The 22,938-nt window shown below is 63.5% G+C and carries 20 protein-coding genes; 8 read left to right on the forward strand and 12 right to left on the reverse strand.

All coding sequences use genetic code 11. From position 1 onward, the window contains the following. Positions 1-32 precede the first annotated feature (32 nt). The 5 genes from FNZ07_RS08555 to FNZ07_RS08575 all read right to left on the reverse strand — a co-directional run bounded on the left by FNZ07_RS08555 (position 33) and on the right by FNZ07_RS08575 (position 5,851). A complete protein-coding gene (locus FNZ07_RS08555) occupies positions 33-635 on the reverse strand; it encodes a nucleotidyltransferase family protein (protein ID WP_091015506.1) in 603 nt (200 codons plus the stop codon). 119 nt (positions 636-754) lie between these two features. After that, on the reverse strand, positions 755-2,980 hold the full coding sequence (locus FNZ07_RS08560; protein WP_091015509.1) for a xanthine dehydrogenase family protein molybdopterin-binding subunit: 2,226 nt from the start codon (positions 2,978-2,980) through the stop codon (positions 755-757). After that, positions 2,977-3,978 carry an FAD binding domain-containing protein gene (locus FNZ07_RS08565; protein WP_091015512.1) on the reverse strand — a complete coding sequence of 334 codons (1,002 nt, stop codon included), beginning with the start codon at positions 3,976-3,978 and terminating at the stop codon, positions 2,977-2,979. The genes FNZ07_RS08560 and FNZ07_RS08565 overlap by 4 nt, the downstream gene beginning before the upstream one ends. Positions 3,979-3,989: 11 nt before the next feature. Further along, a complete protein-coding gene (locus tag FNZ07_RS08570; RefSeq protein ID WP_091015514.1) occupies positions 3,990-4,736 on the reverse strand; it encodes a 2Fe-2S iron-sulfur cluster-binding protein in 747 nt (248 codons plus the stop codon). A gap of 170 nt (positions 4,737-4,906) precedes the next feature. Continuing rightward, complete coding sequence (locus FNZ07_RS08575) at positions 4,907-5,851, reverse strand: LysR family transcriptional regulator (RefSeq protein WP_091015517.1); 945 nt, start codon at positions 5,849-5,851, stop codon at positions 4,907-4,909. A 101-nt stretch (positions 5,852-5,952) separates the two neighbouring features. On the opposite strand from FNZ07_RS08575, the gene FNZ07_RS08580 reads away from it, so the two are divergent. Both FNZ07_RS08580 and FNZ07_RS08585 read left to right on the forward strand, forming a co-directional pair. After that, positions 5,953-7,035: a zinc-binding dehydrogenase gene (locus FNZ07_RS08580; protein ID WP_091015520.1), complete on the forward strand. Its 1,083-nt coding sequence runs from the start codon at positions 5,953-5,955 to the stop codon at positions 7,033-7,035. Positions 7,036-7,133: 98 nt separating this feature from the next. Then, the gene (locus FNZ07_RS08585) at positions 7,134-7,925 is read left to right on the forward strand and encodes a substrate-binding domain-containing protein (protein WP_407670685.1); all 792 of its coding nucleotides are present in this window, start codon (positions 7,134-7,136) and stop codon (positions 7,923-7,925) included. A 29-nt stretch (positions 7,926-7,954) separates the two neighbouring features. Here FNZ07_RS08585 and FNZ07_RS08590 read toward each other — a convergent pair whose 3' ends face one another. Next, entirely contained in the window at positions 7,955-9,247 is a 1,293-nt protein-coding gene (locus FNZ07_RS08590) for an aspartate carbamoyltransferase (protein ID WP_091015522.1), read from the reverse strand. A gap of 358 nt (positions 9,248-9,605) precedes the next feature. On the opposite strand from FNZ07_RS08590, the gene dapA reads away from it, so the two are divergent. After that, positions 9,606-10,469, forward strand: a complete 864-nt coding sequence (dapA, locus tag FNZ07_RS08595; protein ID WP_091015524.1) for a 4-hydroxy-tetrahydrodipicolinate synthase — start codon at positions 9,606-9,608, stop codon at positions 10,467-10,469. Positions 10,470-10,524: 55 nt separating this feature from the next. On the opposite strand, the gene FNZ07_RS08600 is transcribed toward dapA, so the two are convergent. Further along, positions 10,525-10,941, reverse strand: a complete 417-nt coding sequence (locus FNZ07_RS08600) for a rhodanese-like domain-containing protein (protein WP_091015918.1) — start codon at positions 10,939-10,941, stop codon at positions 10,525-10,527. A gap of 97 nt (positions 10,942-11,038) precedes the next feature. Here FNZ07_RS08600 and ftrA point away from each other — a divergent pair, with 97 nt between their 5' ends. After that, positions 11,039-12,001, forward strand: a complete 963-nt coding sequence (gene ftrA, locus FNZ07_RS08605) for a transcriptional regulator FtrA (RefSeq protein ID WP_091015526.1) — start codon at positions 11,039-11,041, stop codon at positions 11,999-12,001. Positions 12,002-12,152: 151 nt separating this feature from the next. Here the strand turns inward: ftrA and FNZ07_RS08610 are convergent, their stop codons facing one another. Further along, positions 12,153-14,105 (reverse strand): S53 family peptidase, encoded by a 1,953-nt coding sequence (locus FNZ07_RS08610; RefSeq protein ID WP_091015527.1) that lies wholly within the window; start codon positions 14,103-14,105, stop codon positions 12,153-12,155. A 986-nt stretch (positions 14,106-15,091) separates the two neighbouring features. On the opposite strand from FNZ07_RS08610, the gene FNZ07_RS08615 reads away from it, so the two are divergent. Together FNZ07_RS08615 and FNZ07_RS08620 are read left to right on the forward strand one after the other, a co-directional pair. Further along, positions 15,092-15,337 (forward strand): AbrB/MazE/SpoVT family DNA-binding domain-containing protein, encoded by a 246-nt coding sequence (locus FNZ07_RS08615; RefSeq protein ID WP_211367811.1) that lies wholly within the window; start codon positions 15,092-15,094, stop codon positions 15,335-15,337. Then, a complete protein-coding gene (locus FNZ07_RS08620; RefSeq protein WP_091015530.1) occupies positions 15,337-15,759 on the forward strand; it encodes a type II toxin-antitoxin system VapC family toxin in 423 nt (140 codons plus the stop codon). Before FNZ07_RS08615 ends, FNZ07_RS08620 begins: the two co-directional genes overlap by 1 nt. Positions 15,760-15,804: 45 nt before the next feature. Here the strand turns inward: FNZ07_RS08620 and FNZ07_RS08625 are convergent, their stop codons facing one another. The 3 genes from FNZ07_RS08625 to FNZ07_RS08635 form a co-directional block, all read right to left on the reverse strand. After that, positions 15,805-17,121: an MFS transporter gene (locus FNZ07_RS08625; RefSeq protein ID WP_091015532.1), complete on the reverse strand. Its 1,317-nt coding sequence runs from the start codon at positions 17,119-17,121 to the stop codon at positions 15,805-15,807. Positions 17,122-17,242: 121 nt separating this feature from the next. Next, complete coding sequence (locus tag FNZ07_RS08630; RefSeq protein ID WP_091015534.1) at positions 17,243-18,148, reverse strand: amidohydrolase family protein; 906 nt, start codon at positions 18,146-18,148, stop codon at positions 17,243-17,245. A 31-nt stretch (positions 18,149-18,179) separates the two neighbouring features. Beyond that, a complete protein-coding gene (locus tag FNZ07_RS08635) occupies positions 18,180-19,472 on the reverse strand; it encodes an MFS transporter (RefSeq protein WP_091015537.1) in 1,293 nt (430 codons plus the stop codon). Between the two features lie 145 nt (positions 19,473-19,617). On the opposite strand from FNZ07_RS08635, the gene FNZ07_RS08640 reads away from it, so the two are divergent. Then, positions 19,618-20,511 (forward strand): LysR family transcriptional regulator, encoded by an 894-nt coding sequence (locus tag FNZ07_RS08640; protein ID WP_091015539.1) that lies wholly within the window; start codon positions 19,618-19,620, stop codon positions 20,509-20,511. A gap of 23 nt (positions 20,512-20,534) precedes the next feature. Here FNZ07_RS08640 and FNZ07_RS08645 read toward each other — a convergent pair whose 3' ends face one another. Continuing rightward, a complete protein-coding gene (locus FNZ07_RS08645; RefSeq protein WP_091015541.1) occupies positions 20,535-21,641 on the reverse strand; it encodes a porin in 1,107 nt (368 codons plus the stop codon). 333 nt (positions 21,642-21,974) lie between these two features. Here FNZ07_RS08645 and osmF point away from each other — a divergent pair, with 333 nt between their 5' ends. Next, entirely contained in the window at positions 21,975-22,892 is a 918-nt protein-coding gene (gene osmF / locus FNZ07_RS08650) for a glycine betaine ABC transporter substrate-binding protein OsmF (RefSeq protein ID WP_091015544.1), read from the forward strand. Positions 22,893-22,938 lie beyond the last annotated feature (46 nt).

Genomic DNA, 22,938 nt, shown 5'->3' on the forward strand with positions numbered 1-22,938 from the left:
GCTTGTGGAAAGAGGGTGGCGTTGGTGTGCCGCTACGCGTGAGCGCTATCCAGATCCCGCAGATCGTCAGGCGTATCGATATCGCGCAGGATGCCTGGATCGTCGACATCGACACGCGTCACCGTGTGCGCCGCAAACAGCGCGCGCGCGCCCGCATCGCCGTCGAGCGCAAGCAATGCCGCCCGATGCGCGATGCCAAAGCCGGCCGGATGTCCACGCTGGTTGCGATAGAACGGCGCAACCAGAGATGCGCCACCGCCCAGCGCACTCGCCACCGCTTCGATCGTCGTGGTCGCAATGCGCGGCATGTCGGCGAGCGCGACGATCCAGCTCTCGGCGTCGTCGCAGGCTTCGACGCCCGCCGCGAGGCTGGCGCCCATTCCGCGTCCGGCTGCAGCCGAGAACACCACATCGCAGCCCGCATCGTTGAGTTCGCGCGCGAGCGCGTCGCTGCCTGGCCGCACGACGGCAACGACGCGCGGCACGATGAGCTTCAGACGATGCGCAGCCTCGTGCGCAACCGATTTACCTTCGGGCAGACGCGCCAGCAGCTTGTTGTGGATGCCGTCGGGATCGAAACGCGACCCGTAGCCGGCGGCGAGCAGCACGCCGGTGGCAAGCGAAACGTAGGTCATGGGGTGCGCCGAAGAAGGGGAGTGACGCCGATTGTGCGGCGCAAGTGCCGACGAGGCAAGCACAGCCGCCTGCCTCGTCGTGCAATATCGGCGAAGATGCCAATGCAAACCTCAGCGCTTCAAGACGTCAACACCTTGTCGAGCGTGACCGGCAAATCGCGTACTCGCACACCGGTCGCATGAAACACCGCATTGGCAATCGCCGCCGACACACCCGTAATCCCGATCTCACCGATGCCTTTCGCGCCGAGCGAATTGATGTACGGGTCGACTTCATCGATGAAACCGATGTCGAGCGTCCCGATGTCCGCATTCACCGGCACGTGGTACTCGGCAAGGTTCGCATTGACGAAACGTCCGTAGCGCAGGTCCAGCGAAGTCTGCTCTTCGAGCGCCGCACCGATACCCCAGACGAGGCCGCCCATCAACTGGCTGTGTGCAGTTTTCTCGTTGAGCAAGCGCCCGACGCCGTACACGCCGACGAGACGCGGCACGCGGATCGTCCCGAGCGTCGCATCGACATGCACCTCGGCAAACACCGCGCCGAACGAGTGGAACGCGTACTGCGCTTTCTCCGCGCCCGGTGCGACGGTCGACTGCGCTTCGAGCGGCTGGCCGCCTGCACGCGCGATGATCGCCGCGGCCGGATCGCGGCGCGTCGGGTCCGAGCGGCGCGTCACCCAGCCGTTCTCGACGGTTACGTCGTCGGGCGCTGAGCCGTGTACCGGCGAAGCGGGATCGGCGAGCGCGAGTGCGATCAACTGGTTGCGCACCTGGGTGGCCGCTTCGCGCACCGCCGGCGATACGCTCGCGACCGACTGCGAGCCGCCGGACCCCGGTGCCTGCGGCAGCGACGAATCGCCGAGCGCGAAACGCACGTTTGCAGGGGAAAAGCCGAGCGCATCGGCGGCGACCTGGGTCATCACGGTGTACGTCCCGGTGCCGAGATCCTGGGTGCCCGATGCGACTGTCGCACTGCCGTCCGGCAGGATTCGCGCGAGCGCCGACGCCTGGTTGCGGTTCGCCGGATACGTCGCGGTTGCCATGCCGAGGCCGATCAACGTGTCGCCGGCACGCATCGAACGCGGTGCGGCTGTGCGACGCGACCAGCCGAACTTCTCCGCACCGACCCGGTAGCACTCGCGCAGCGATTTGCTCGACCACGGCTTGTGTTCCTGCGGGTCTTCCTCTGCATAGTTCTTCAGGCGCAGCGCGAGCGGGTCCATCTTCAGCGCGTACGCAAGTTCGTCCATGGCCGATTCGAGCGCAAACGAGCCGGTCGTTTCACCAGGCGCGCGCATGAAGGTCGGCGTGCCGACGTTCAGCTGCACGAGGCGATGCGTCGTCACCTGGTTCGGTACCGCGTACGACATCCGCGTCACCATGCAACAGGTCTCGGTCCAGTCTTCGATCATCGATGTATTCGAGAAGCTGTCGTGGCGCATCGCGGTGAGCGTGCCGTCGGCGCGTGCGGCGAGCGTCATCCGTTGCTCGGTGAACGGGCGTCCGCCTACCGGGCCGAACATCTGCGGACGTTCGAGTGCGAGCCGCACCGCGCGGCCGGTCTGCTGCGCCGCCATCGCGCACAGCGCGACATGCGACCACGACGACCCCTTGCAACCGAAGCCACCACCGACGAACGGCGAGATCACGTGCACGTTGTCGGCGGGAATGCCGAGCGTGGCAGCGACAGCCCGCTTTGCGCCGCTCACGCCCTGAGTCGAGTCGTACAGCGTGAGGTGCGGGCCGTCCCAGATCGCCATCGTCGCGTGCGGCTCCATCGGGTTGTGGTGTTCCATCGGCGTGGTGTACACCGCATCGATGCGTACCGCCGCGTCGCGCAGACCGGCCTCCAGATCGCCGCGCTGCGTGTCGGTTTGTCTGCCCTGCGGGCGATCGGGCGCGTAGGCGTTTGCTTTCGCCTGCGCGAAGTCAAGCGTGGCCGGCGTGCCTGCGTAGACGATATGCAACTGGCGGGCCGCGTCCGTCGCATGTTCGAGCGTATCGGCAACCACGACCGCGACCGGTTCGTTGCTGTAGTGAATCTCGTTGTCCTGCAGCAGCGACAGGCGCCGTCCAGCAGGAGGGGTGAGGGCGGAGCGACCGCCGTTCGGCAGGCGCGGCGCGTTGCGGCTGGTCATCACGAGCAGCACACCGGGTAGCGACTGCGCGCGCTCAGCATCGATCGATGCGATCGTGCCGCGTGCAATCGTGCTCGTCACAAGGACCGCGTGGGCGAGCCGCGCTTCGGGAAATTCAGCCGCATAGCGGGCTGCGCCGGTAACCTTGAGCACACCGTCGGTACGATCGAGCGGTTGCCCGATCAGCGAGGGAGTCGGGTTCATGCGGCACCTCCTTGCCGCCCGGCGGCCTGGTTCACTGCGCGGATGATTGCGCGTTGCGCGAGCGCGATCTTGAAGCCGTTCTCGCGTTGGGCCCGCGCGTCCTGCAATGCGGCTGCCGCCGCGTCGTGAAGCAGTGCGTCGCTGAGCGGCTGACCGGCGAGGCGCTGTTCCGCGGCCGTTGCGCGCCACGGCTTGTGCGCGACACCGCCCAGAGCAATGCGCGCGCTGCGTACGGTCGCACCGTCGAACTGCAACGCCGCCGCCACCGACACCAACGCAAACGCATAGCTCGCACGGTCGCGCACCTTCAGATAGTGCGTATGTTCGCTGTAAAGCGGCGGCGGCAGATCGACCGCGGTAATCAACTCGCCAGGTTGCAGCGTCGTGTCGAACTCGGGATGCTCGCCAGCCAGCCGATGAAACTCGCCGAACGGCACGACGCGTTCGCCGCGCGGACCGCTCACGCGTACGTTCGCATCGAGCGCGGCGAGTGCGACGCTCATATCGGAGGGATTGACCGCGATGCACTGCGGGCTCGCGCCGAGAATTGCGTGCATGCGGTTGTGGCCGTCGAGCGCCGCGCAACCGCTGCCTGGTTGCCGCTTGTTGCACTCGGTGAACGCGGTGTCGTAGAAGTACGAGCAGCGTGTGCGTTGCATCAGGTTGCCGCCCACCGTGGCCATGTTGCGCAACTGCGCCGATGCGCCTGCCAGCAGCGCCTGCGACAGCAGCGGATAGCGCTCGCGCACCCATGCATGATTCGCGGCATCGCTGTTACGCACCAGCGCACCGATACGCAAACCGCCGTCGGGCAACGACACGATCGTGTCGAGCCCCGGAATGTGCGTGATATCGACGAGTTTCGCGGGGCGCGTCACGCCGCCCTTCATCAGATCGAGCAGATTCGTGCCGCCGCCGATAAACACCGTACCGGGCTGCTGTGCGGCGCGCAGTGCGTCGGCGATATCGCCGGCGCGTTCGTAGGAGATCGCATCCATGTCGGGTCTCCTTACGCGTCGCCGGTCGTGCCGGCGTGGACCGCGCGCACCGCGGCCACGATGTTCGGATAGGCGCCGCAGCGGCACAGGTTGCCGCTCATGCGCTCGCGAATCTCATCATCGGTCAGTTGCGGCGGGCGTCGGCGTACATCGGCAGTAACGGTGCTCGCGGTGCCCGCAGCGAATTCGCCGAGCAGCGCGGTCGCCGAACACAACTGACCGGGCGTACAGTAGCCGCACTGAAACGCGTCGTGTGAGATGAACGCACGTTGCAGCGGACTCAGTGCATCGCCCTGTGCGAGTCCTTCCACCGTGGTGATCGCTTCGCCGTCGTGCATCACGGCCAGCGTGAGACACGCATTGATGCGCCGGCCGCCGGCGATAACCGTGCACGCGCCGCATTGTCCGCGGTCGCAGCCTTTCTTCGTACCCATCAGTCCCGCGTATTCGCGCAGTGCATCGAGCAGCGTGACACGCGGTTCGAGTTGCAGCGTGTAGTCGCGGCCGTTGATTTTGAGCGTTACCGCACGCGCGGGCACGGGCGGATGCGTGACAGGCGGTACCGGTGCCGGCGGTTTGGCCGATTCGGCAGCGGGCTGAGTCTGCGCGTGCGCATACGGCACGGCGCCCACCGTAGCAGCAGCCGCCGCCGATTGCAGGAAGCGTCGTCGCGACGGTTGCTCGGGCACGGGGGAAGTTTCTGCGGAAGATGTGCCGGGCGCGTCGCCCGGATTCTGACGATCGGAATGACTGGACATGACGTTCTGCTTGCTCCATGAAAGATCGATGCAGGTTGCGGCAGCATCGATCTTTCAATGTGCCGCAGCACAACGATTCGAATCAGCAATTTCGGTGCCGCGCGTCAGACGTGAACGTTGCGCTCAACGAAGTGGAAAGTAAAGCGCGTGCGGGGCCCGAACGCGATGGATTACAGGCCCGCCATCTGCGCGCCATCCGGCTGCCATTCGCCGGAAATTTGTGCGAGCGTGTCGCGCAACCAGACGAGCGACGGGTCCGCGTGATTGCGCGGATGCCATGCGGCGAACAGCGTAAAACCGCGCGCCTCGAACGGCAGATCGAACACATCGAGACGCTCGCGATGCCGTTCGGCAAAACGCGCGGGCATGGTCGAAACGTAATCGGTATGCGCGAGTAGTTCGGGCACCAGCGTGAAATGCTGGACCGACAGCACGACGCGACGCGAACGTCCGAGCGGTTCGAGATGCTCGTCCATGAAGCCATGGAAACTGCCACCGCTCGTCGACACGAGCACATGATTCAGCGCGCAGTACGCATCGAGATCGAGCGGTGCGGCGCCACGTGGATGCCCCTTGCGTTGCACGACGACGAAGCGGTCGTCGAACAGTTTGCGGGCCTTCATCGAAGCCGGCACCATCCGCTCGGACCCGAGCAGCAGATCGATTTCGCCGCGTTCGAGTCGGCCCGTTGTCGACGGCTGATCGGCGACGACGAACGCGATGCGCACGTCCGGGCCGGCAAGCGTCGGCAGGCGCTCCATCAGTTCGAGTCCGAGCACGGCTGTCGCGTTGTCATTGGCGGCGATGACGAAGCGGCGCGCGTCGGTGTGTGGATCGAAAGCGGATTGATGACGTACCACGGCTTCGAGATTCTTCAGCGCCGCGTGCAGCGGCTCCATTAGTTCGAGCGCGAGCGTGCTGCGCGTCATGCCGCGGCCGGTTTCCGCGGGGATCAGCAGCGGGTCGCCGAAGATCTGTCGCAGGCGCGCCAGTTGCGTCGAGACCGCGGGCTGCGTCAGATGAAGACGCTCGGCCGCACGCGTCACATTCGATTCGGCTAACAGCGCATCGAGCGACACCAGCAGGTTCAGATCGATACCGCGCAGATCAATCATGTTGATGGGTCTTATATGGGTAATTGATTTCAAGAATACGTAGCGAGCCTCTAGAGTTCAATCGTCTTGAGTCTTGATCGAAACCACGAAGGGGAATTCCGATGAAAGCCTGGATGCTCGATAAACCCGGTCAGCCGCTTGCGCTGCGCGATGTCGACACGCCCGCGCCGCGCCGCGGTGCGGTACTGGTGCAGATGGAAGCCGTGCCGCTCCTGAGTTACACGCGGGCGTACCTGGAAGGCAAGCTGCCGTACGCGTTTCCGCCCGGGCCGTTCACGCCGGGCACCAATGGCGTGGGGCGCGTCGCCGCGGTGGGCGATGGCGTACTGGCGTTTCGCGCGGGCCAGCGCGTCGCGGTGAATCCGTACTGGATCGCCAACGAAACGGTACGCGAGCCCGCTCAGGTGCTGATCGGGCTGACCGGTATCAGCGGGGACAGCGCACCGATGCTCGATGAGTTTCCGCACGGCACGCTGCGCGAATTCGCGGAGTTTCCCGCCTCGACGTTGATTGCGCTCGACGGTCTCGATGACATCGACTCCGCGCGTCTTGCCGCGCTCGGCAAGTTTGCGGTGCCGTTCGGCGGGTTGCGGCGCGGTCATCTGCAGGCCGGCGAAACGATCGTCGTGAATGGCGCGTCCGGCTACTTCGGTTCGGCGGCGGTGCTGGCTGCGCTCGCACTCGGCGCAAGCCGCGTCGTGGCGCTCGGGCGCCGCATCGAGCCGTTGCAGGCGCTTTCGTCGCACAGTGCCGGGCGCGTCGTACCGGTCGTGCTGAGCGGCGACGCCGCGCGCGATGTCGCCGCCATCCGCGCGGCCGCCGACGGCGGCGCGGATCTCGCGTTCGATATGGTCGGGCAGGCGTCCGACCCGCACGCGACGCTTGCCACGTTGCGCAGCCTGCGCCGCAACGGGCGACTCGTGCTGATGGGCAGCATGCTGGTCGATCTGCCGGTGCCGTATGGCGAGATGCTGCTGAACAACTGGGAACTGATCGGCAACTTCATGTACACGGCAGCCGATTATCTGGCGCTGGTCGCGCTGGTGAAATCGCGGCAGCTATCGCTGGAGGCGGTCGAGTTGAAGCAGTTTCCGTTCACCGCGCTCGAATCCGCGATCGATGCGGCGGGCAACATGCAGGGGCTGCAATGCACGGTGGCCGTGGCGGGGTCGCTGCGGGCTTGAGGCTGTGTCGGGTACCATCGCCGCTGGCTGCCGATGCGCGAAGCACGACGTACCGGCAGCTTGGGTCGATACGAAAACACAGACTGGAGACAGCAGCGGTGAAGACACGGCAAACACGATTCGGCGCATTGGCGCTCGGCGCAATCTGCTGCGCATGGTTCGGCACGATCGGCGCAGCGCACGCGGACGAGGTCAAGGTGATGATCTCCGGCGGTTTTGCGGCGGCCTACCGCGAGCTCGGCCCGCAGTTCGAACACGCGAGCGGCGATACGCTGGCCACGGCGTGGGGGCCGTCGATGGGTACGACCGAAAACGCGATCCCGGTGCGCCTCGCACGCGGCGAACCGGCCGACGTGCTGATCATGGTCGGCTATGCGCTCGACGATCTGATCAAGGCCGGCAAGGTGGTGCCAGGCAGCAAGGTCGATTTCGCGCGCTCGCCGATCGGCATCGCCGTGCGCGCAGGCGCGCCGCAACCCGACATCCACTCCGACGACGCGTTGCGGCAGACGCTGCTTGCGGCGAAATCGATTGCGTATTCGGACAGCGCGAGCGGCGTCTACGTGGGCAACGAGCTGTTCAAAAAACTCGGCATCGAGGCGCAGGTAAAAGGCAAGAGCCGGATGATTCCCGCCGAGCCGGTCGGCAACGTCGTGGCACGCGGCGAGGCGGAGATCGGCTTTCAGCAGGTGAGCGAACTGTTGCCCGTGAAGGGTGTGACGGTGGTCGGCAAACTGCCGGACGACGTGCAGCAATACACGACGTTCTCAGCCGGCATTGCTGCTGGCAGCAAGGATCCGGCCGGTGCGCAGGCGTTGATCCACTTCCTCGCGTCGCCGGCCGCGGCGCCCGTGATCACCCGCAGCGGGCTCGAACCGCTCGCGCAGTAGCCGCTGTAGCACCACGCGGCGGTGTCGAGTCAGTCGATGCCGTGAAACACGGCATCGTCGGGACCGAGGTACGCGGGCGCGCGCCACGCGGCGTCGCGCATCGAATGCTGGACCAGTTTCTCGACCCCGAGCAGCACGGCGAAGATCGCCATACGCACCGGGATGCCGTTGTCGGTCTGACGGAAGATCGCGAGACGCGAATCGTGATTCAGGTCGGTACTTAGATCGTTGGCGCCGGGGCGGCTGTCGCGCGGCAGCGGATGCATGATCAGCGTTTCCGGGCCGCACACGCTGTCGACGAGCGCCTGGTTGATCTGGAAGTCGGGCGTATAGCCTTCGAACGATTCGTCGGTGAAGCGCTCTTTCTGGATGCGCGTCGCGTACACGACGTCGGCGCCGCGCAGGCCCGCAGTGAGATCGTGTGTCTGTTCGATCACGTGATCGTTGCGCGAAATGTGTTCGACGATGTACGCGGGCATTTCGAGCATCGGCGGCGAGATCAGCGTGAACTTGATGCCGCGATGCAGGGACAGCAGTTTGACCAGCGAGTGCACGGTGCGCCCGTACTTCAGGTCGCCGACCAGCGCGATATGCGAGCCGTCGACAATCTTGCCGAGCCGCGAGAACTCGCGCTGGATCGTGTACAGATCGAGCAGCGCCTGGCTTGGGTGTTCGCCGGGGCCATCGCCGCCGTTGATCACCGGCACGTTGGTCGCGCGCGCGAATTCGGCCACCGATCCCTGTTCCGGATGGCGGATTACGAGCGCATCGACGTAGCCGCTCATCACGCGGCTCGTGTCGTAGATCGACTCGCCCTTGGCCATCGACGAAAACGTGAAGCCTGTCGTATCGCACACCGAGCCGCCGAGCCGGCAGAACGCCGCGCCGAAACTCACGCGCGTTCGCGTACTCGCTTCGAAGAACAGATTGCCGAGCACGGCGCCTTCCAGAACGCGGGAGATTTTCCGGCGTCGTGCGATCGGCTGCATGATGTCCGCGACGCGAAAGAGCGCCTCGACCGAGTCGCGCGAGAACTGATCGACCGACAGCAACTGCGGCTTGCCCTCGAACAGCATCTGGCTCGCCAGCGACTGTGAGTCTACGCTCTGCGTATATTTATCGCCAGGCTCGCCGTGCACCACGATTTCCGACACGAAGCGCTCGACGATCTCCGGCATGGCTCGCGATTCCTGCGAGTCGTCGGGCAGCAACCACGTGTCGAGCGCCCGTCGCGTCACGCCGATGCGGGTCGCGAAGCCGTCGCGGGTCATGTTCAGGCGGCGCATCGCGTCGCGAAGGAAGGCTTGTTGCGGGACGCTCATGCGGGCACCTCTCGGTCGTGGTTATGTACGCGATGCGTATATTAATTCGACCGGACGGGAAGTCAAGCCCGTTTTGCGTGCAAACGCGAAATCCTGGTACACTGCCCGACATGCAAAACGCTCCCCACCTCTCCCGCAACCTGCTTCCTGCCGCCATGGCAGGCCGCGTGTGCGCGTACGGAGCCACCGGTGCCGTGGGCGCCAAAGCAAAAAAACAGCTGCTCATCTGACCGGAGCCAGCTGTTCCGTCGTCAGATGTGCGACGGAACAGCCAGTCAAGGCCCGCGTTTTCTCTCCTCGACACCGCTTCCCCCGCACCGCTGAACGGAACCGATACGGTCGCGTTCGAGGTTAAGTCATGTCTATTTTTTCGGGTATCTGGATTCCCATCGTTACGCCGTTTGCCGACGGCGCGGTCGATCACGATGCGTTGCGCCGGCTGGTACGTTTGTATGCCGATGCAGGCGTGTCGGGTCTCGTCGCGCTCGGCACGACCGGTGAGCCCGCCGCGCTCGATGCGCGTGAGCAGGACGCCGTACTCGCGACGGTACTGGCGGCCGCTGGCCCGCTATCGTTGCCGGTTCTGGTCGGCGTATCGGGCAACCGCGAGGTGAGCGTGCGCGCACGCATCGCCCAGTTGAACGATCTGCCGGTGGCCGGTGTGCTCGTGTCCGCGCCGTACTACATTCGTCCCGCGCAGCGTGGTCTCGTCGATTACTTTGCGGGACTCGCGGATCTGAGCACGAAGCCTCTCGTGCTGTACGACATTCCGTATCGCACCGGTGTGCGGTTAGAAATCGAAACGTTGTTGACGCTCGCCGCGCATCCGCGGATCGAAGCCGTTAAGGACTGCGCGGGTTCGGCCGATACCACGCTGACGTTGATACTCGATGGGCGGTTGCAGGTGCTGGCCGGCGATGACCTCGATATTTTTCACACGTTGTGTATCGGCGGTAGCGGTGCGATTGCGGCGTCGGCGCATCTGCGGCCGGAGCGCTTCGTCGAGATGTATCGCGCGCTTGCGGCTGGACGACTCGACGAAGGGCGCGCGATTTTTCATACGCTTGCGCCGTTGATTCGCGCGCTGACCGCCGAGCCCAACCCCGGCCCGGTGAAGGCCGCACTGGCCGCGCAGGGATGGCTGCGCAACGAGTTGCGCGCGCCGATGACCTGCGCGACCGATGAGTTGCAGAGTCGGCTCGAGAAGCTGGTGGCGGGGTGAGCGCCGGTGGCTCGCCTTAGCGTGTGGCAACGCAGCGTTACTCAACGCAACGCGCTCAACCGCCAGCCGCACGTGCGAGTTCAAAGCCCTCGTCGAGCCAGCCCGTAACGCCGCCGGACATGATCTTCACTGGCCGCCCAAGCTGCGCAAGACGAATCGCGCCGCGCGTCGCGCCGTTGCAGTGCGGGCCTGCGCAATATGTGACGAACAGCGTGTCGGACGGATAGTCGAGCAGCTTCGATACGACGATCTTGCCGTGCGGCAGATTCACTGCGCCCGGCACGTGGCCCTGCGCATAGAGCGCAGGACTGCGCACGTCGAGCAGCACGAAGCCCGGCGATCCTGACGACAGCGCACCGGCGACGTCGGAGCAGTCGGTTTCGAATTGCAACGATGCCTGGAAGTGGGCGAGGGCGGCGGTGCTTTCCGCGGCGGGGATTGCGGTGACGGCGTTGGCTGAAAGAGTCGACATGATGTGGGTTCCGATGAACGATATCGAGTGATCATTTTGCGTCGCAACAGCAACCCACGGCAGTGGCGTAATCGACAATCTCCGGTAACATCGCGCCATGGACCGTCATCTCGTCGTTGCCCTTGTCTACGATCGGCTTTGCACATTTGAATTCGGATGCGTGACCGAACTGTTCGCGCTGGAGCGCCCGGAACTCGATGTCGAGTGGTACCGGTTCGCGGTCTGCGCGAGCGAGCCCGGTCCGATTCGCGCGGCCGGCGGTATTACCGTCGCGGCGCCCTATACGCTGCGCATGCTCGAGCGCGCCGCGACGATCGTCGTACCGGGCTGGCGAGACCCCGATGAAGCGCCTCCCGAGCCGCTGCTGCGCAAGATCCGCGCGGCGTATCGACGCGGCGCGCGGCTCTGCTCGATCTGCTCCGGTGTGTTCGTGCTCGCCGCCGCGGGAGTGCTCGACGGCAAGACGGTGACGACGCACTGGCGCTATGCGGAGAAGCTGCAAAAGCGCTACCCGCAACTGAACGTGAAACCCGATGCGCTGTACGTCGATGAAGGGCAGGTGATTACATCGGCGGGATCGGCGGCGGGGATCGACATGCTATTGCATCTCGTGCGCCGCGACTACGGCAGTGCAATTGCGAATCGCGTCGCGCAACGTCTGGTCGTGCCGCCACATCGCGAGGGCGGGCAGGCGCAGTTCCTCCCACGTCCGTTACCCGCCGACGACAGCGGGCGCCTCGCCAAACTGATGGACTGGGTGCGCGTGAACCCGGCGTTGCCGCATACGCTGCATTCGCTGGCAAAGCATGCCGCGATGAGCCCGCGCACATTGCAACGCCAGTTTCGCGACGCTACCGGTATGGCGCCGTACGAATGGCTGCTGCGCGAGCGCGTAGCGATTGCGCGCGAGTTGCTGGAAACGCATGCGCGCCTGCCGATGGCGCGGATTGCCGAGCGGGCGGGCTTCGGTTCGGAGGAATCGTTGCGCCGGCATTTCCGTCGCATTGCATTGACGAGTCCTGGCGCTTATCGACGCAAGTTCGGTGACGGCGCAGCGTAAGCGTAGTGCGGAGAAAGCGGCGAGATCGTCGAGTGCGATCCAGCCATAAAGCAGAACACCCCTTCGAAAAGGGGTGTTCGAGACTGCGGATCATTGCCGGCACCCGGCTATTCAATCCGTTTGGAGCGAACAGCGGGCACGGCGTTACTGCTTACTGGCCATACGACGCGCTCAGCTTGCCGAAGTCCAGGCTGCCGAAGCCAGTGGTGTCATCCCAGCCGACCTTGGCGTTATAGCCCTTGCCGCCGTAGCCGTTGTTGCCCGAAGTCACGTCATGGATCGACGTCGTGGTGGTCGGGAACGTCTGATAGAAGCCGGACGTTGGCAGGCTCAGGCTGTTGTTGTGCGCCGATTCCACGCGCGCCCAGCCGCCGACGAAAATCGGCGACGCGAGGCTCGTACCGCCCACCTGTTGACCCGCCTGGCCATCGATGACGATCAGGGCGCCCGTTGCGGAAGCCGCATCGAACGCGACGTCCGGCAAGACGCGTTTGGTCACCGACGAACCCAGTGCCGTGGTTTGCCAGCTCGGCGCCGTTTCGTACTGGCTTACGCCGCCGCCCGTGGCCCAGATGCGCACGGCATCGTCGACCGGGTTGCCATTGGAGTCGAGGTCGGCGAATGCCGTGCCTTCGTTCCACACCGTTTCACCAGACCACGTCGTCGTATTCTTCGTCGACAGTGTCGTGCCGCCCACGGCCACGACATAAGGCGAGCTGGCCGGCGACGAGACGCTGTACTGCGACAGGTTGATCGTCGTCTGGACGCCGCTGCCGTCGTTCGTGCCGATATAGCCCGGCGCGCCCTGCGGCGAAGTGGACCACTGATACACGCCCGCGTCACCCGAGGACACCGAGAAGATCTGGCCTTGTGCGACCGCTTGCTGGAAGACCGAGTCGTCAGCCTGCAGCGAGCCATCCGAATTCGCCGATGCTTCGTCGAGACCGAGCGAGACGTTGATGACCTTCGCCACGTTGTCGGTGACGGCCTTGTTGTAGGCCGCCGTCAAGGTCGCGTCGGTCAGGCCGCTATCCTGGCTGTCGCCGTTGACCGCTGCATAGAAGATCAGTTGTTGCACGCCACCGGACGTCCCGATGATGTCCTGGCTATCCAGATCCCATTCGGCCGGGTCGCCGTCGTCGGCGAGCGTTCCCTGACCGCCGGCAACCGTCGAGGTATTGACGGTCGGCAGTCCGGCGTTCTGCGTGAAGGTGTTCAGATCCGAGATGGTCTGGGTCATGTCACCCCAGGTGATGATGCCCACCGTGGTGTTGCTCGCGGCCGGCAAGCTGGCTGCGTCGTAGATCGTCGCGAAGTCGGTCGGCTGGTGGGCGACCTGCGATGCGGCGGCGTTGGTCGTCGCGTGTGCTTCACGCGCAACAGCGCTGCCAGGCAGCACGCGGTGGATCGTCTTGTGCGGAACGACGGCGTTCTGCAAGCCGAGCACGGCGTCGACAGTCGAGCCCAGCGACGCCGGAATCAACGCTGCCGAGTCGTTGGCGTAGACCTGTTTGCCGCGATAGTTAAAGCGCTTCAGGCTTGCGTGAAAACCGCTCTGCGCGTTATTGGCATTGCCTTCTGCGGAAACCAGCTTGTTGTTCGCCGATACCTGGATGTTGCTAAAACCGTTGGCGCGCAGATGCTCGACCACGGCTTGAACCTGGGCATCGGTGGGCGCGAAGCGCGCTTTGAACTGCGACGGCTTCAGAAATTGACGGTAATTCGGGCTGCCCGGTTGCGCGAGTTCGCGCAGGAAAGTGTCGAGTTGATCCTGATTGCGGTTTTTCAGGACCACCGTGATATGCAGTGGCTGGCTTAATTCGAGAGGCGTAACAAGGGCATTCACGACTCCGGTGGCAGCGCTGGCGCCGAGCGTAAAGGCGCCCGTTTTCGTCGCGGTGCTCTGGGCTTCGGACTGCGTAGCCGTATTGGCGGATGGCGCCGCGGCCTGCAGGAAAGCGCCGGTCCGGGTTGCGACCCAGTTATTCGAAGTATTCGCGGCCTGCGCGCTGAGGGGTATTAGCGTCGCAGCGATAGCCAACGGTAGGAGTGCTTTGGTAAAGCCCTTTGAAAACGTACTGTCGACGTGCGTAACTTTCTTCATTGGTAAGCTCCAGAATAGTGACGACGAACCGATGCGGTTATATACGGATATTATGAATCGACCCGGATAACTGTCATTGGAAGCATTGAATTTCCACGCGTAACTCAGGAAGGTGATGGGTAGGTTCAGGGTGACATTGAACGTCTCCGTAGTGGGAAATGTGAAGCTCAGATAATCCGGTGACTGCGGTGTGAAGACATAATGGCGTGCTGATTCATCCGTCAATCAAAACCGGTTATTTCAATCTTTGCAATGAGTGTCATGCTGGCTGGATATTTCTCATCAGCAGATCAACTTCGAGATTCAGGTCAGTTCATGTCTGGCACATTCTCCAAAGGGGCCGTGGGCGAGGCGATTCGCTGCCAATCGTGATCTCTCCAGATATCGGGAAATCATATTTACATAGCCGAAAATAATATTAATGATATCGATGGGATGGCTTTGTATCGTCAATCATCAAATAAATATCAAGCGCCAACGAGTTATCGCTACCCTCGTCGGAATGAAAGCATTCGGTGAATATAAAAGCTTTGCCAGATAATGCCGGACCGGCAGCCATGCGCGTCGCATTATCTGCGGGAAAACCCCATCGGAAAATGCGGCGACTGATCAAGAGAGATGATCGGTGGGAAATTGGGTGATCAAAAGATATAAGGCAGATAACCCACTGTCAAACTTTTTTTGATGGAATTTGAAAAATTTTGAAAAATCGTTCAATTCGATTATGTAATAATAAGAAAGCGCAAAGTAAATTATGCTGAATCGTTATAGCGATTGGTGAAAAAGAAATCGCGCTCAATGGAATACGTATGAATCGTCCTCGTCGGCATCCGAAGCAGTAATCGCCACGTCAGGCAGAGCGCTTGCGTGGAACCCGGGAGGACGACAGAACAAGCCTAGTACTTCCGGACGAGCCGACGAGTCTTGCAAGCAGTGCATCGTTTGCTACAATGTATATACGTTTATGTATATACATGAGGGATTCGATGGACCTGCAAATCGCAAAATGGGGCAACAGTCTCGCGCTACGCATTCCCGCCGACTATGTACGTCGGCTTGGAATCAAGGAAGGCGACCACGTACAGGCAGACTTGACCGCCGATGGCGGCATCAGCATTCGTGCCGCGAAGTGGGACCGCGCCGCGTTCGTTCGGGAACTGGAAAAGATGCACGACACCATGCCGGTGACGGAGTCCGTCATTGAAGAACTGCGGCGCGGAGCACGCTACTGATGGTGTATGTCGACACGAGTGTGCTGGTGGCGCTGTGCGTGAACGAGCCGACCCGCGCTGCGATTGCGCGTTGGTATGCGACGTGTTCCGAAGAACTGGCCTCGGCGGCCTGGTGTGTGACCGAATTTGCCAGTGCCCTTGGCATCAAGCAACGGACAGCGCAAATATCTGCTGAGCAAGGCGCGTCGGCATGGCAGGCATTCGAGCGTCTTTGTACCGGGGATTTGCGGCTATTGCCGGTAGAGCCATCTACTTTTCATCGCGCGGCGGCACTGACTCTGGATGCATCAACGGGACTTCGAGCGGGTGATGCGCTGCACCTTGCCTCTGCTTTGGATGCGAGGGCCGGCGTCATCGCGACGCTCGATGACGTGCTGGCCCGCAACGCGAAACAAGTAAATATCGAGCCGCTCGAGTTCTGAACACCGCACACAACGGGAGTCCGACACAAATTCACTGCATACCCGCTACGCCGCCGAACCCACCGCACGAAACCGCGTCTCCGGCATCCCCAGATACACAAGCAGCGAGATCCCCGCCCACACCGTCACATACCAGTAGAACCACGCTTCATGGCCGTCTGCCTTGAAGCGCAGCGCGACGAACTCGGTGGTGCCGCCCAGTATCGCGGTAGTCAGTGCATACGGCAGTCCAACCGCCAGCGCGCGGATGCGCACCGGAAACAGCTCGGTTTTCGCGAGCATGTGGACAGAAGTGAAACCGCTCAGCATCACGAGCCCCGCGAACGACAGCAGGAACGCCGTAGTCGCGCTATGCGTATGGCTCAACGCATTGAAGAGCGGCACCGAAAACAGCGTGCTGCAGACGCCGAAGCAGATCAGCACCGGTCGCCGTCCGACTACATCCGATGCAAGGCCGAACAGCGGCTGCAGCGGCATATAGAGCAGCAGCGCTCCCGCCGATACGAACGTTGCAGTCTCCTTACCGAGCCCCACGGTATTCACAAGAAACTTCTGCATGTACACCGTGTAGGTGTAGAACGCGACAGTTCCACCAACCGTGATGCCTAAAGCAAGCAGGATCTGCCGCCAGTGCAGCAGCATCTCGCGCGCAACCGATGAACCGGCATGCTGCGCGCCGTGCGTGAACGCTTCGGTTTCCACCACGTTGCGGCGCATATAAAGTGCAAACAGCGCGAGCGCCCCACCGACGACGAACGGAATGCGCCAGCCCCAGCGTTCGATCTGCGCAGCAGTGAGCAGCACGTGCTGCATCAGCAGCATCAGCCCGAGCGCGAGCAATTGTCCCGCCACCACACTGACCTGCAGAAAGCCAAGGTAGAAGCCGCGCCGGTTCGCGGGCGCGATCTCGCTCAGATAGGTCGCACTGGTACCGTACTCGCCGCCCATGCTGAGCCCTTGCAGCAAACGCGCGGCGATCAACATGAGCGGCGCGAACACACCGATCGTTGCGTAGCCGGGCGTGAGCGCGATCATCAGCGAGCCGATGCACATCGCCAGCACCGAGCCCGTCAGCGCCGATTTGCGGCCGCGCCGGTCGGCGTACAGGCCGATCAGCCAGCTGCCCAGCGGTCGCGCGATGTAGCCGACCGCGGCGATGGCGGCGGTGTTCATCAGTTGCACGGTGGGTTTGTCGCTGGGGAAGAACGCGGGGGCGAAATAGATCGAGAAGATGCTGTACGCGAGAAAGTCGTACCACTCGATCAGATTGCCGGCGAGCCCACCGACGATCGAACGGATTCGAACCGGCGAAGCGGTCGATCCGATGGTCGGCACGATTGCCTCGGCGAGCGCTTTAGCCATGAGCGTGTCTCCTTGATTTGTTATGTCGCAGGCTGGCTGTGCGATACCCAACGACGCGGTCCTCGGGTATCGCGCAGCCAGCCTTTGCGTTGCTGCGTATCGTCCTGCTACCGCTGAACAGCTAATCGAAACGAAACAGCCGGCGCGGCGAACCTACAAGGATCGTTTCGCGTGCCTCGCGCTCCGGCACCCACTGCGCGAGCGCCGCACAGGTGGTATCGTAATCGACGAGATGCTGGTGCTGCGTATGCGGCCAGTCGCTACCCCAGACAAGGCGCGTCGGCGTGAAGTGTTCGAGCAGCAGCGCGGCGAGCCGCTGTCCGTGTTGCATACCGTCGGTGTCGACGGCACTGCGATAGGCCGCGGACAGCTTGACCCACACGCGCCCGCTGGACGCAGTGCCAAGCAGGAAGCGCAGGCCCGGATCGTCGGCGGCAACAAGCGGATCGGGGCGGCCGAAATGATCGACGACCACGGTGCAGTCCGCGTCGAGCAATGCGCCGACAATCTGCGGCAGATCGGCCGCTTCGCGATGCACCTCGACATGCCAGCCAAACGCGTTGATCCGTTCGAACAGCGCCCGCCAGCGTGCATCGCGTAGATCGGGCAGCGGCAGACCGAGCAGATTCAGCCGGATGCCGACTACGCCGGCACGCGCGAGCATCGCGAGTTGCTCGTGGTCGATCGCGGGATCGACCACGATGACACCGCGAAAGCGCCGCGGATAACGCCGCAACACGTCGAGCAGAAAGCTGTTGTCGGTGCCGAGAAAACTCGGCTGCACCAGTACGGCATGCGAGATGCGATTCGCGTACAGATGGGCGACGTAGTCAGCGAGTGTCGCATCGTAGTCGGGTGCGTGACGGCGCTGCGGCGCGAGCGGCAGGCCGCGCACGAATACATGCGCGTGCGTATCGACGGCGGTGATGCAGACCGGGTCCGTGCGATACCAGCGCGCGACCGCGGTGGCCGGGGTGTCGCCAGAGCGGGCAGCGTCAAACGCGGGAAGAACGGGACTCTGGGTCATTGCATGAGAGGAAGAGAGATCGACACCGGAATCACACGCGCCGCGCCACCGGCGCCGCAGATGCATTCGATGCCGTAGACGCAGCGGAACCAGCAGGCTCCGCCGCAGCAAGCTTGCGCCCTTTGGTTTCGGGCAGCATCAGCGCCGCGACTACGACGAGCCCATAGGCGATGCCCGCATCGATGCCGAGCGCCGAACCGAGCGGCATCGAGTTGCCCATGTGTCCGACCAGCACCGGAAATCCCGCCGATACGATGCGCCCGAAGTTGTAGCAGAAGCCGACACCGGTACCGCGTATTCCCTGCGGATAGAGCTCGTTGAAGAGCGCACCGAGCGTCGCCGGGATCCCCGCTGCGAAGAGCCCGAGCGGGAAACTCAGGATCAGCATCGCGGTGTTGCCCATCGGCAGGAAGGTGTACAGGTTCACGGTGGCCGCGCAGCATACGGCGAACAGGATCACGTTCCTGCGTCGGCCGATGCGGTCCTGTAGCCACGCACTGACGAAACACCCGGCGATGAACGCCGTGATCATGACCGTGAGGTACGCGCCGGTGCCGAGCACCGACAGATGTCGCTCGGTCTTCAGATAGGTCGGCAGCCACGTGGTGATCGCGTGATAGCCGCCATGCGCGCCGACGCCGATCAGTGCACCGACGATCGTCGTGCGGATGACCGAGCGATCGAAGATATGCGACGCGGTCGCACGGACCTGCCCTGGATCGCGCAGTACGGGTGCGCGTGGTGGCTCTTTAATCGAGCGGCGTACATACAGCACCAGTAGCGCGGGCACAGCACCGATCGCGAACAGCACGCGCCATGCCCACTCGGGCGATATCCACGTGAACGTTACTGTGTACAGCAGTACAGCCCCAGCCCAGCCGAAGCCCCATGCGCTCTGCACGATGCCCATCGCCTTGCCGCGATGCTGGGCGCGGATCGTCTCGCTAAGCAGCACCGCACCTGCTGTCCATTCGCCGCCAAAGCCGAGCCCCTGCAGCGCCTTCAGCACCAGCAACTGTTCGAAGTTCTGCGCGAAGGCACTGAGAAACGTGAACAGCGAAAACCAGATCACCGTGATCTGCAACGCGCGCACGCGTCCGTACCGGTCGGAAAGCCAGCCCGCCAGCAGCCCGCCGAGCGCGCCAGCCACGAGCGTCGCCCCGCCGATCAACCCCGCCTGACCCTTGCCGATCCCCCAGGTGACGAGCAGCGTCGGAATCACGAGGCTGAAGAGCTGGGTGTCGACGCCGTCGAGTGCCCAGCCCGCAAAGCAGCCCCACAACGTGCGCTTTTCCGCCGTCGAAATATCCCGATACCAGTTCATCCTGTCTCCGTACCTTCCTGGTTATCGGTTCGCGCTGTGGGCGAACCGCGGCGACTCCGCCTTGTCTCCGCATTCTAGGGACGCACGGGATAGCGTTGTATTATGAGAAAGATCATTTTTCATATGTCTTTCGTATATCGAGAACATGGAAACACGCAACCTCAAATACTTCCTCGCGATCGCCGATGCGGGCAGCGTGACGCGCGCGGCCGATACGCTCGGCGTCGCGCAGCCGGCGTTGAGCCAGGCGCTGACCCGCATGGAACGGGACCTCGGTGTCAAGCTGTTCACGCGCACGCGGCGGGGCGCGGCGTTGACACCGGCCGGTCTCGCGATCGTCGACGACGTGCGGCTCAGCGTCGCGCGTATCGACGCCGCTTCGCACCGCGCCCGCGAAATCGGTGCGCAGCGCGGCGGACGGTTGACGGTGGGTTTTGCATCAGCGGCGCTGTTCGACGTGCTGCCGCGCGCGCTGGCGGCGTTGCGCGCCGCGGTGCCGGACGTTGCGCTCGCGCTGCGTGAAATGAGCAACGCGGAGCAGGTGAGTGCGCTCGAGCGCGGTGAAATCGATATCGGGCTATTGCACACGCCCGTTGCGGTAGGCGGGCGGATGCGGGAGAAGCTGATTGCCCGCGAGCGTCTCGTGGCGGTGCTGCCCGCTTCGTTTCCGGTCGGGCCGGATGGCCGCGTCACGTTGCAGGAGTTATCGGAGCACGGGCTCGTGTGGTTTCCGCACGAGCAGTTGCCGGTGATACGCGCCGGTATCCTGAGTGCGTTCCGTCAGGCCGGGCACGAGGCGGAGATCGTGCAGGACGCGAACCGCTCGCTGACCGTGCTGGCCTGCGTAGCCGCGGGTTGCGGTGTGTCGCTCTTGCCGTATTCGGTGCGCACGCTGCAGTTCAACGGCGTGCGGCTGTGCGAGGTCAGCGACGGCGCGACGCTGCCGCGCTTCGAATTGAGCGCGGTGTGGCCGCATCGCTCGCGGGCGGCGCTGGCCGACCGCTTCGCGGGGTTGATCGAGCCGCGAGGGCTCGATTAAGAAGGGCTCGTCGTGCAGGCCGCTCAGAAAATGCTACGAATCCCGACCCGTCCGACAGCCTGCTTCTGGCTCGAAGACGGATTGAACCCGGCGATCTGCGCCACGGTCGCATCGCCGGCGGCTTTCTGGAACACGCCCAGCGCATACACGGACGTGCGCTTCGATAGCGCGTATTCGACGGTGAGATTGAACTGGCTGTATTTCGGCTCGCCATCGCTCGCATGATCGCGACCGGTCGTATAGGTATAGCCCGCGCCGATCGTCACCGCCGATGTCGGGTTGTAGATTCCCGACAGTTCGTAGTTCTGGAACGTCGCATCGTGACCGGCGCTGCCCTGCTGGAAGATCGTGTTCGTGAAATCGGCGAGCAGACGCAGGGAAGTCAGGACACGGTACGACGCGCCGACGCCGAACACCTTCTGCGCGCGCGCGTTGGCGAGGAAGTTGCCGTACACCGCGTTGGTGAAGCCCGGGTAGTTCTGATAGCCCTGGGTCGACACTTCCGGATCGTTGATGCGCAGATAGCCAATCCCCGCGCTGAACGCACCGATCGAGTACGTGCCGCCCGCGCTGTACACCGCGTTGTTCGAGAACTGGCCGGCGATGCCACCCGGTGCATACAGTCCGCCGAACGTGAAGCCCGCGATGGTCGGGCTGCGGTACTTGATCGCACTCGAGATCGGGAAGCCGTTATCGGTGTTGTCCATGTCGTTCGGGTGCGCGAAGTAATAGCCGCCGATGTTGCCGTTCAGCGTATACGGCTCGACATAGTCGACGATCGAATCCCACTGACGCCCGAGCGTCACAGTACCGACCTGTTCGCTCTGGATACCGACGTACGCATTACGCGAAAACGCGAGGCCGCTGCCGAGGCGCCCCGAATTGATGTCGAAGCCGCTTTCGAGGCGAAAGATCGTGCTGAGCCCGCCGCCCAGATCTTCGGTGCCGCGTACGCCCCAGCGGCTGCCCGCGGTGACGCCCGAGGCCGTCTGGACCAGATGGCTGCCATTGACATTGCTGGCAAAATCCACACCGTCCTCCACGATGCCGTACAGTGTGACGGCGCTTTGGGCATGCGCCGCGCATGCGGCAACGAGGAACGGGGCCGCGACGGCGAGTGTCTTTTTCATCGATAATCCGTTGTGATTGTTTGTGGTTGTTCTAGGGTTGTTCTTGACCTCGGCGGATTATCGTGGCACCAATTTGACTTGCAAACCACATAGATCTGAAATGCTTTCTAGTTTTACGCCGGGTAGATCGATGGGTACCGTTTGCAGCCGCAACCATTTGGAAATCTGAATTTGTTGGTTTGCGCCGCATCCCACCCTCGCTATTCTGCGCAGCTACTGCAGCCGATTGTCTGTCGCGTGGACAGTGCGCGCGCCCGTTGTCCCCGGGTCGTCGCTGCATCGCAGGCACCGGCTGCCCATACGAAACTTCCACTCGCTGGAGCGACGGTACCGATGAAATACACCCCCACCCTCAAGGGCGTTGCAGCGCTGCTTCTACTGGCCTCGATCGGGGCGCATGCCGCCGACACTGTCACGGTCGCATCGAAGATCGATACCGAAGGCAATCTGTTAGGCAATCTGATCGCGCAGGTGCTGAAGTCGCACGGCATCGCCGTCACCGACAAGATCGGCCTAGGCACTACGCCGATCGTGCGCAAGGCCATCACGACCGGCGAGATCGATATCTATCCGGAGTACACGGGCAACGCGGCGTTCTTCTTCAACAAGGGCGACGATCCGCTGTGGAAAAACGCTGCGAAGGGTTATGAAGAAGCGGCGAAGCTCGATTACGCGGCCAATCACATCGTCTGGCTTGCGCCGGCGCCGGCGAACAACACGTGGGCGGTTGCGCTGCTCGGCACCGTAGCGAAGGCCAACAATATTCATACGTTTAGCGACTTTGGCAAATGGGTGTCGGCGGGCGGTCAGGTGAAGCTCGCGGCATCGGCTGAATTCGTGAACAGCGTGGGCGCGTTGCCGTCGTTCGAGAAGACCTACGGTTTCACGCTGAAACCGGATCAACTGCTCGTGCTGTCGGGCGGCGACACGTCGGCAACGATCAAGGCGGCCGCCGAACAGACCGACAAGGTTAACGCGGCAATGGTCTACGGCACGGACGGCGCGATCGAAGCAGCCGGTCTCGTGGTACTCGACGACAACCGTCATGTGCAACCCGTCTACGCCCCCGCACCGCTGATCCGCGAGGCGGTGCTGAAGGCGCATCCGGAGATCGCCGGGTATCTGAAGCCGGTGTTCGCGAGCCTCGACCTGAAGACGCTGCAAACGCTGAATGGCCGTATCCAGGTGAACGGCGAACCGGCCGCGGCGGTGGCGGCGAGCTATCTGAAAGCGAAAGGCTTCGTCAAGTAATGGCGGGCCCGGGAGGCAACGTGCAGACGCATAAATCGCAGGCGCT

It is taken from the genome of Paraburkholderia megapolitana, from assembly GCF_007556815.1.
Classification (GTDB): domain Bacteria; phylum Pseudomonadota; class Gammaproteobacteria; order Burkholderiales; family Burkholderiaceae; genus Paraburkholderia; species Paraburkholderia megapolitana.

Excerpts from the sequence above, each read along its gene's own strand:
- FNZ07_RS08560 (WP_091015509.1), bottom strand. The coding sequence starts at position 2,980 with ATGAACCCGACTCCCTCGCTGATCGGGCAACCGCTCGATCGTACCGAC.
- FNZ07_RS08610 (WP_091015527.1), bottom strand. The coding sequence starts at position 14,105 with ATGAAGAAAGTTACGCACGTCGACAGTACGTTTTCAAAGGGCTTTACC.
- FNZ07_RS08575 (WP_091015517.1), bottom strand. The coding sequence starts at position 5,851 with ATGATTGATCTGCGCGGTATCGATCTGAACCTGCTGGTGTCGCTCGAT.
- FNZ07_RS08630 (WP_091015534.1), bottom strand. The coding sequence starts at position 18,148 with ATGACCCAGAGTCCCGTTCTTCCCGCGTTTGACGCTGCCCGCTCTGGC.
- FNZ07_RS08615 (WP_211367811.1), top strand. The coding sequence starts at position 15,092 with ATGGACCTGCAAATCGCAAAATGGGGCAACAGTCTCGCGCTACGCATT.
- FNZ07_RS08570 (WP_091015514.1), bottom strand. The coding sequence starts at position 4,736 with ATGTCCAGTCATTCCGATCGTCAGAATCCGGGCGACGCGCCCGGCACA.
- FNZ07_RS08635 (WP_091015537.1), bottom strand. The coding sequence starts at position 19,472 with ATGAACTGGTATCGGGATATTTCGACGGCGGAAAAGCGCACGTTGTGG.
- FNZ07_RS08565 (WP_091015512.1), bottom strand. The coding sequence starts at position 3,978 with ATGGATGCGATCTCCTACGAACGCGCCGGCGATATCGCCGACGCACTG.
- FNZ07_RS08555 (WP_091015506.1), bottom strand. The coding sequence starts at position 635 with ATGACCTACGTTTCGCTTGCCACCGGCGTGCTGCTCGCCGCCGGCTAC.
- FNZ07_RS08625 (WP_091015532.1), bottom strand. The coding sequence starts at position 17,121 with ATGGCTAAAGCGCTCGCCGAGGCAATCGTGCCGACCATCGGATCGACC.
- FNZ07_RS08600 (WP_091015918.1), bottom strand. The coding sequence starts at position 10,941 with ATGTCGACTCTTTCAGCCAACGCCGTCACCGCAATCCCCGCCGCGGAA.
- osmF (WP_091015544.1), top strand. The coding sequence starts at position 21,975 with ATGAAATACACCCCCACCCTCAAGGGCGTTGCAGCGCTGCTTCTACTG.
- FNZ07_RS08580 (WP_091015520.1), top strand. The coding sequence starts at position 5,953 with ATGAAAGCCTGGATGCTCGATAAACCCGGTCAGCCGCTTGCGCTGCGC.
- FNZ07_RS08640 (WP_091015539.1), top strand. The coding sequence starts at position 19,618 with ATGGAAACACGCAACCTCAAATACTTCCTCGCGATCGCCGATGCGGGC.
- FNZ07_RS08645 (WP_091015541.1), bottom strand. The coding sequence starts at position 21,641 with ATGAAAAAGACACTCGCCGTCGCGGCCCCGTTCCTCGTTGCCGCATGC.
- FNZ07_RS08620 (WP_091015530.1), top strand. The coding sequence starts at position 15,337 with ATGGTGTATGTCGACACGAGTGTGCTGGTGGCGCTGTGCGTGAACGAG.
- dapA (WP_091015524.1), top strand. The coding sequence starts at position 9,606 with ATGTCTATTTTTTCGGGTATCTGGATTCCCATCGTTACGCCGTTTGCC.
- FNZ07_RS08590 (WP_091015522.1), bottom strand. The coding sequence starts at position 9,247 with ATGAGCGTCCCGCAACAAGCCTTCCTTCGCGACGCGATGCGCCGCCTG.
- ftrA (WP_091015526.1), top strand. The coding sequence starts at position 11,039 with ATGGACCGTCATCTCGTCGTTGCCCTTGTCTACGATCGGCTTTGCACA.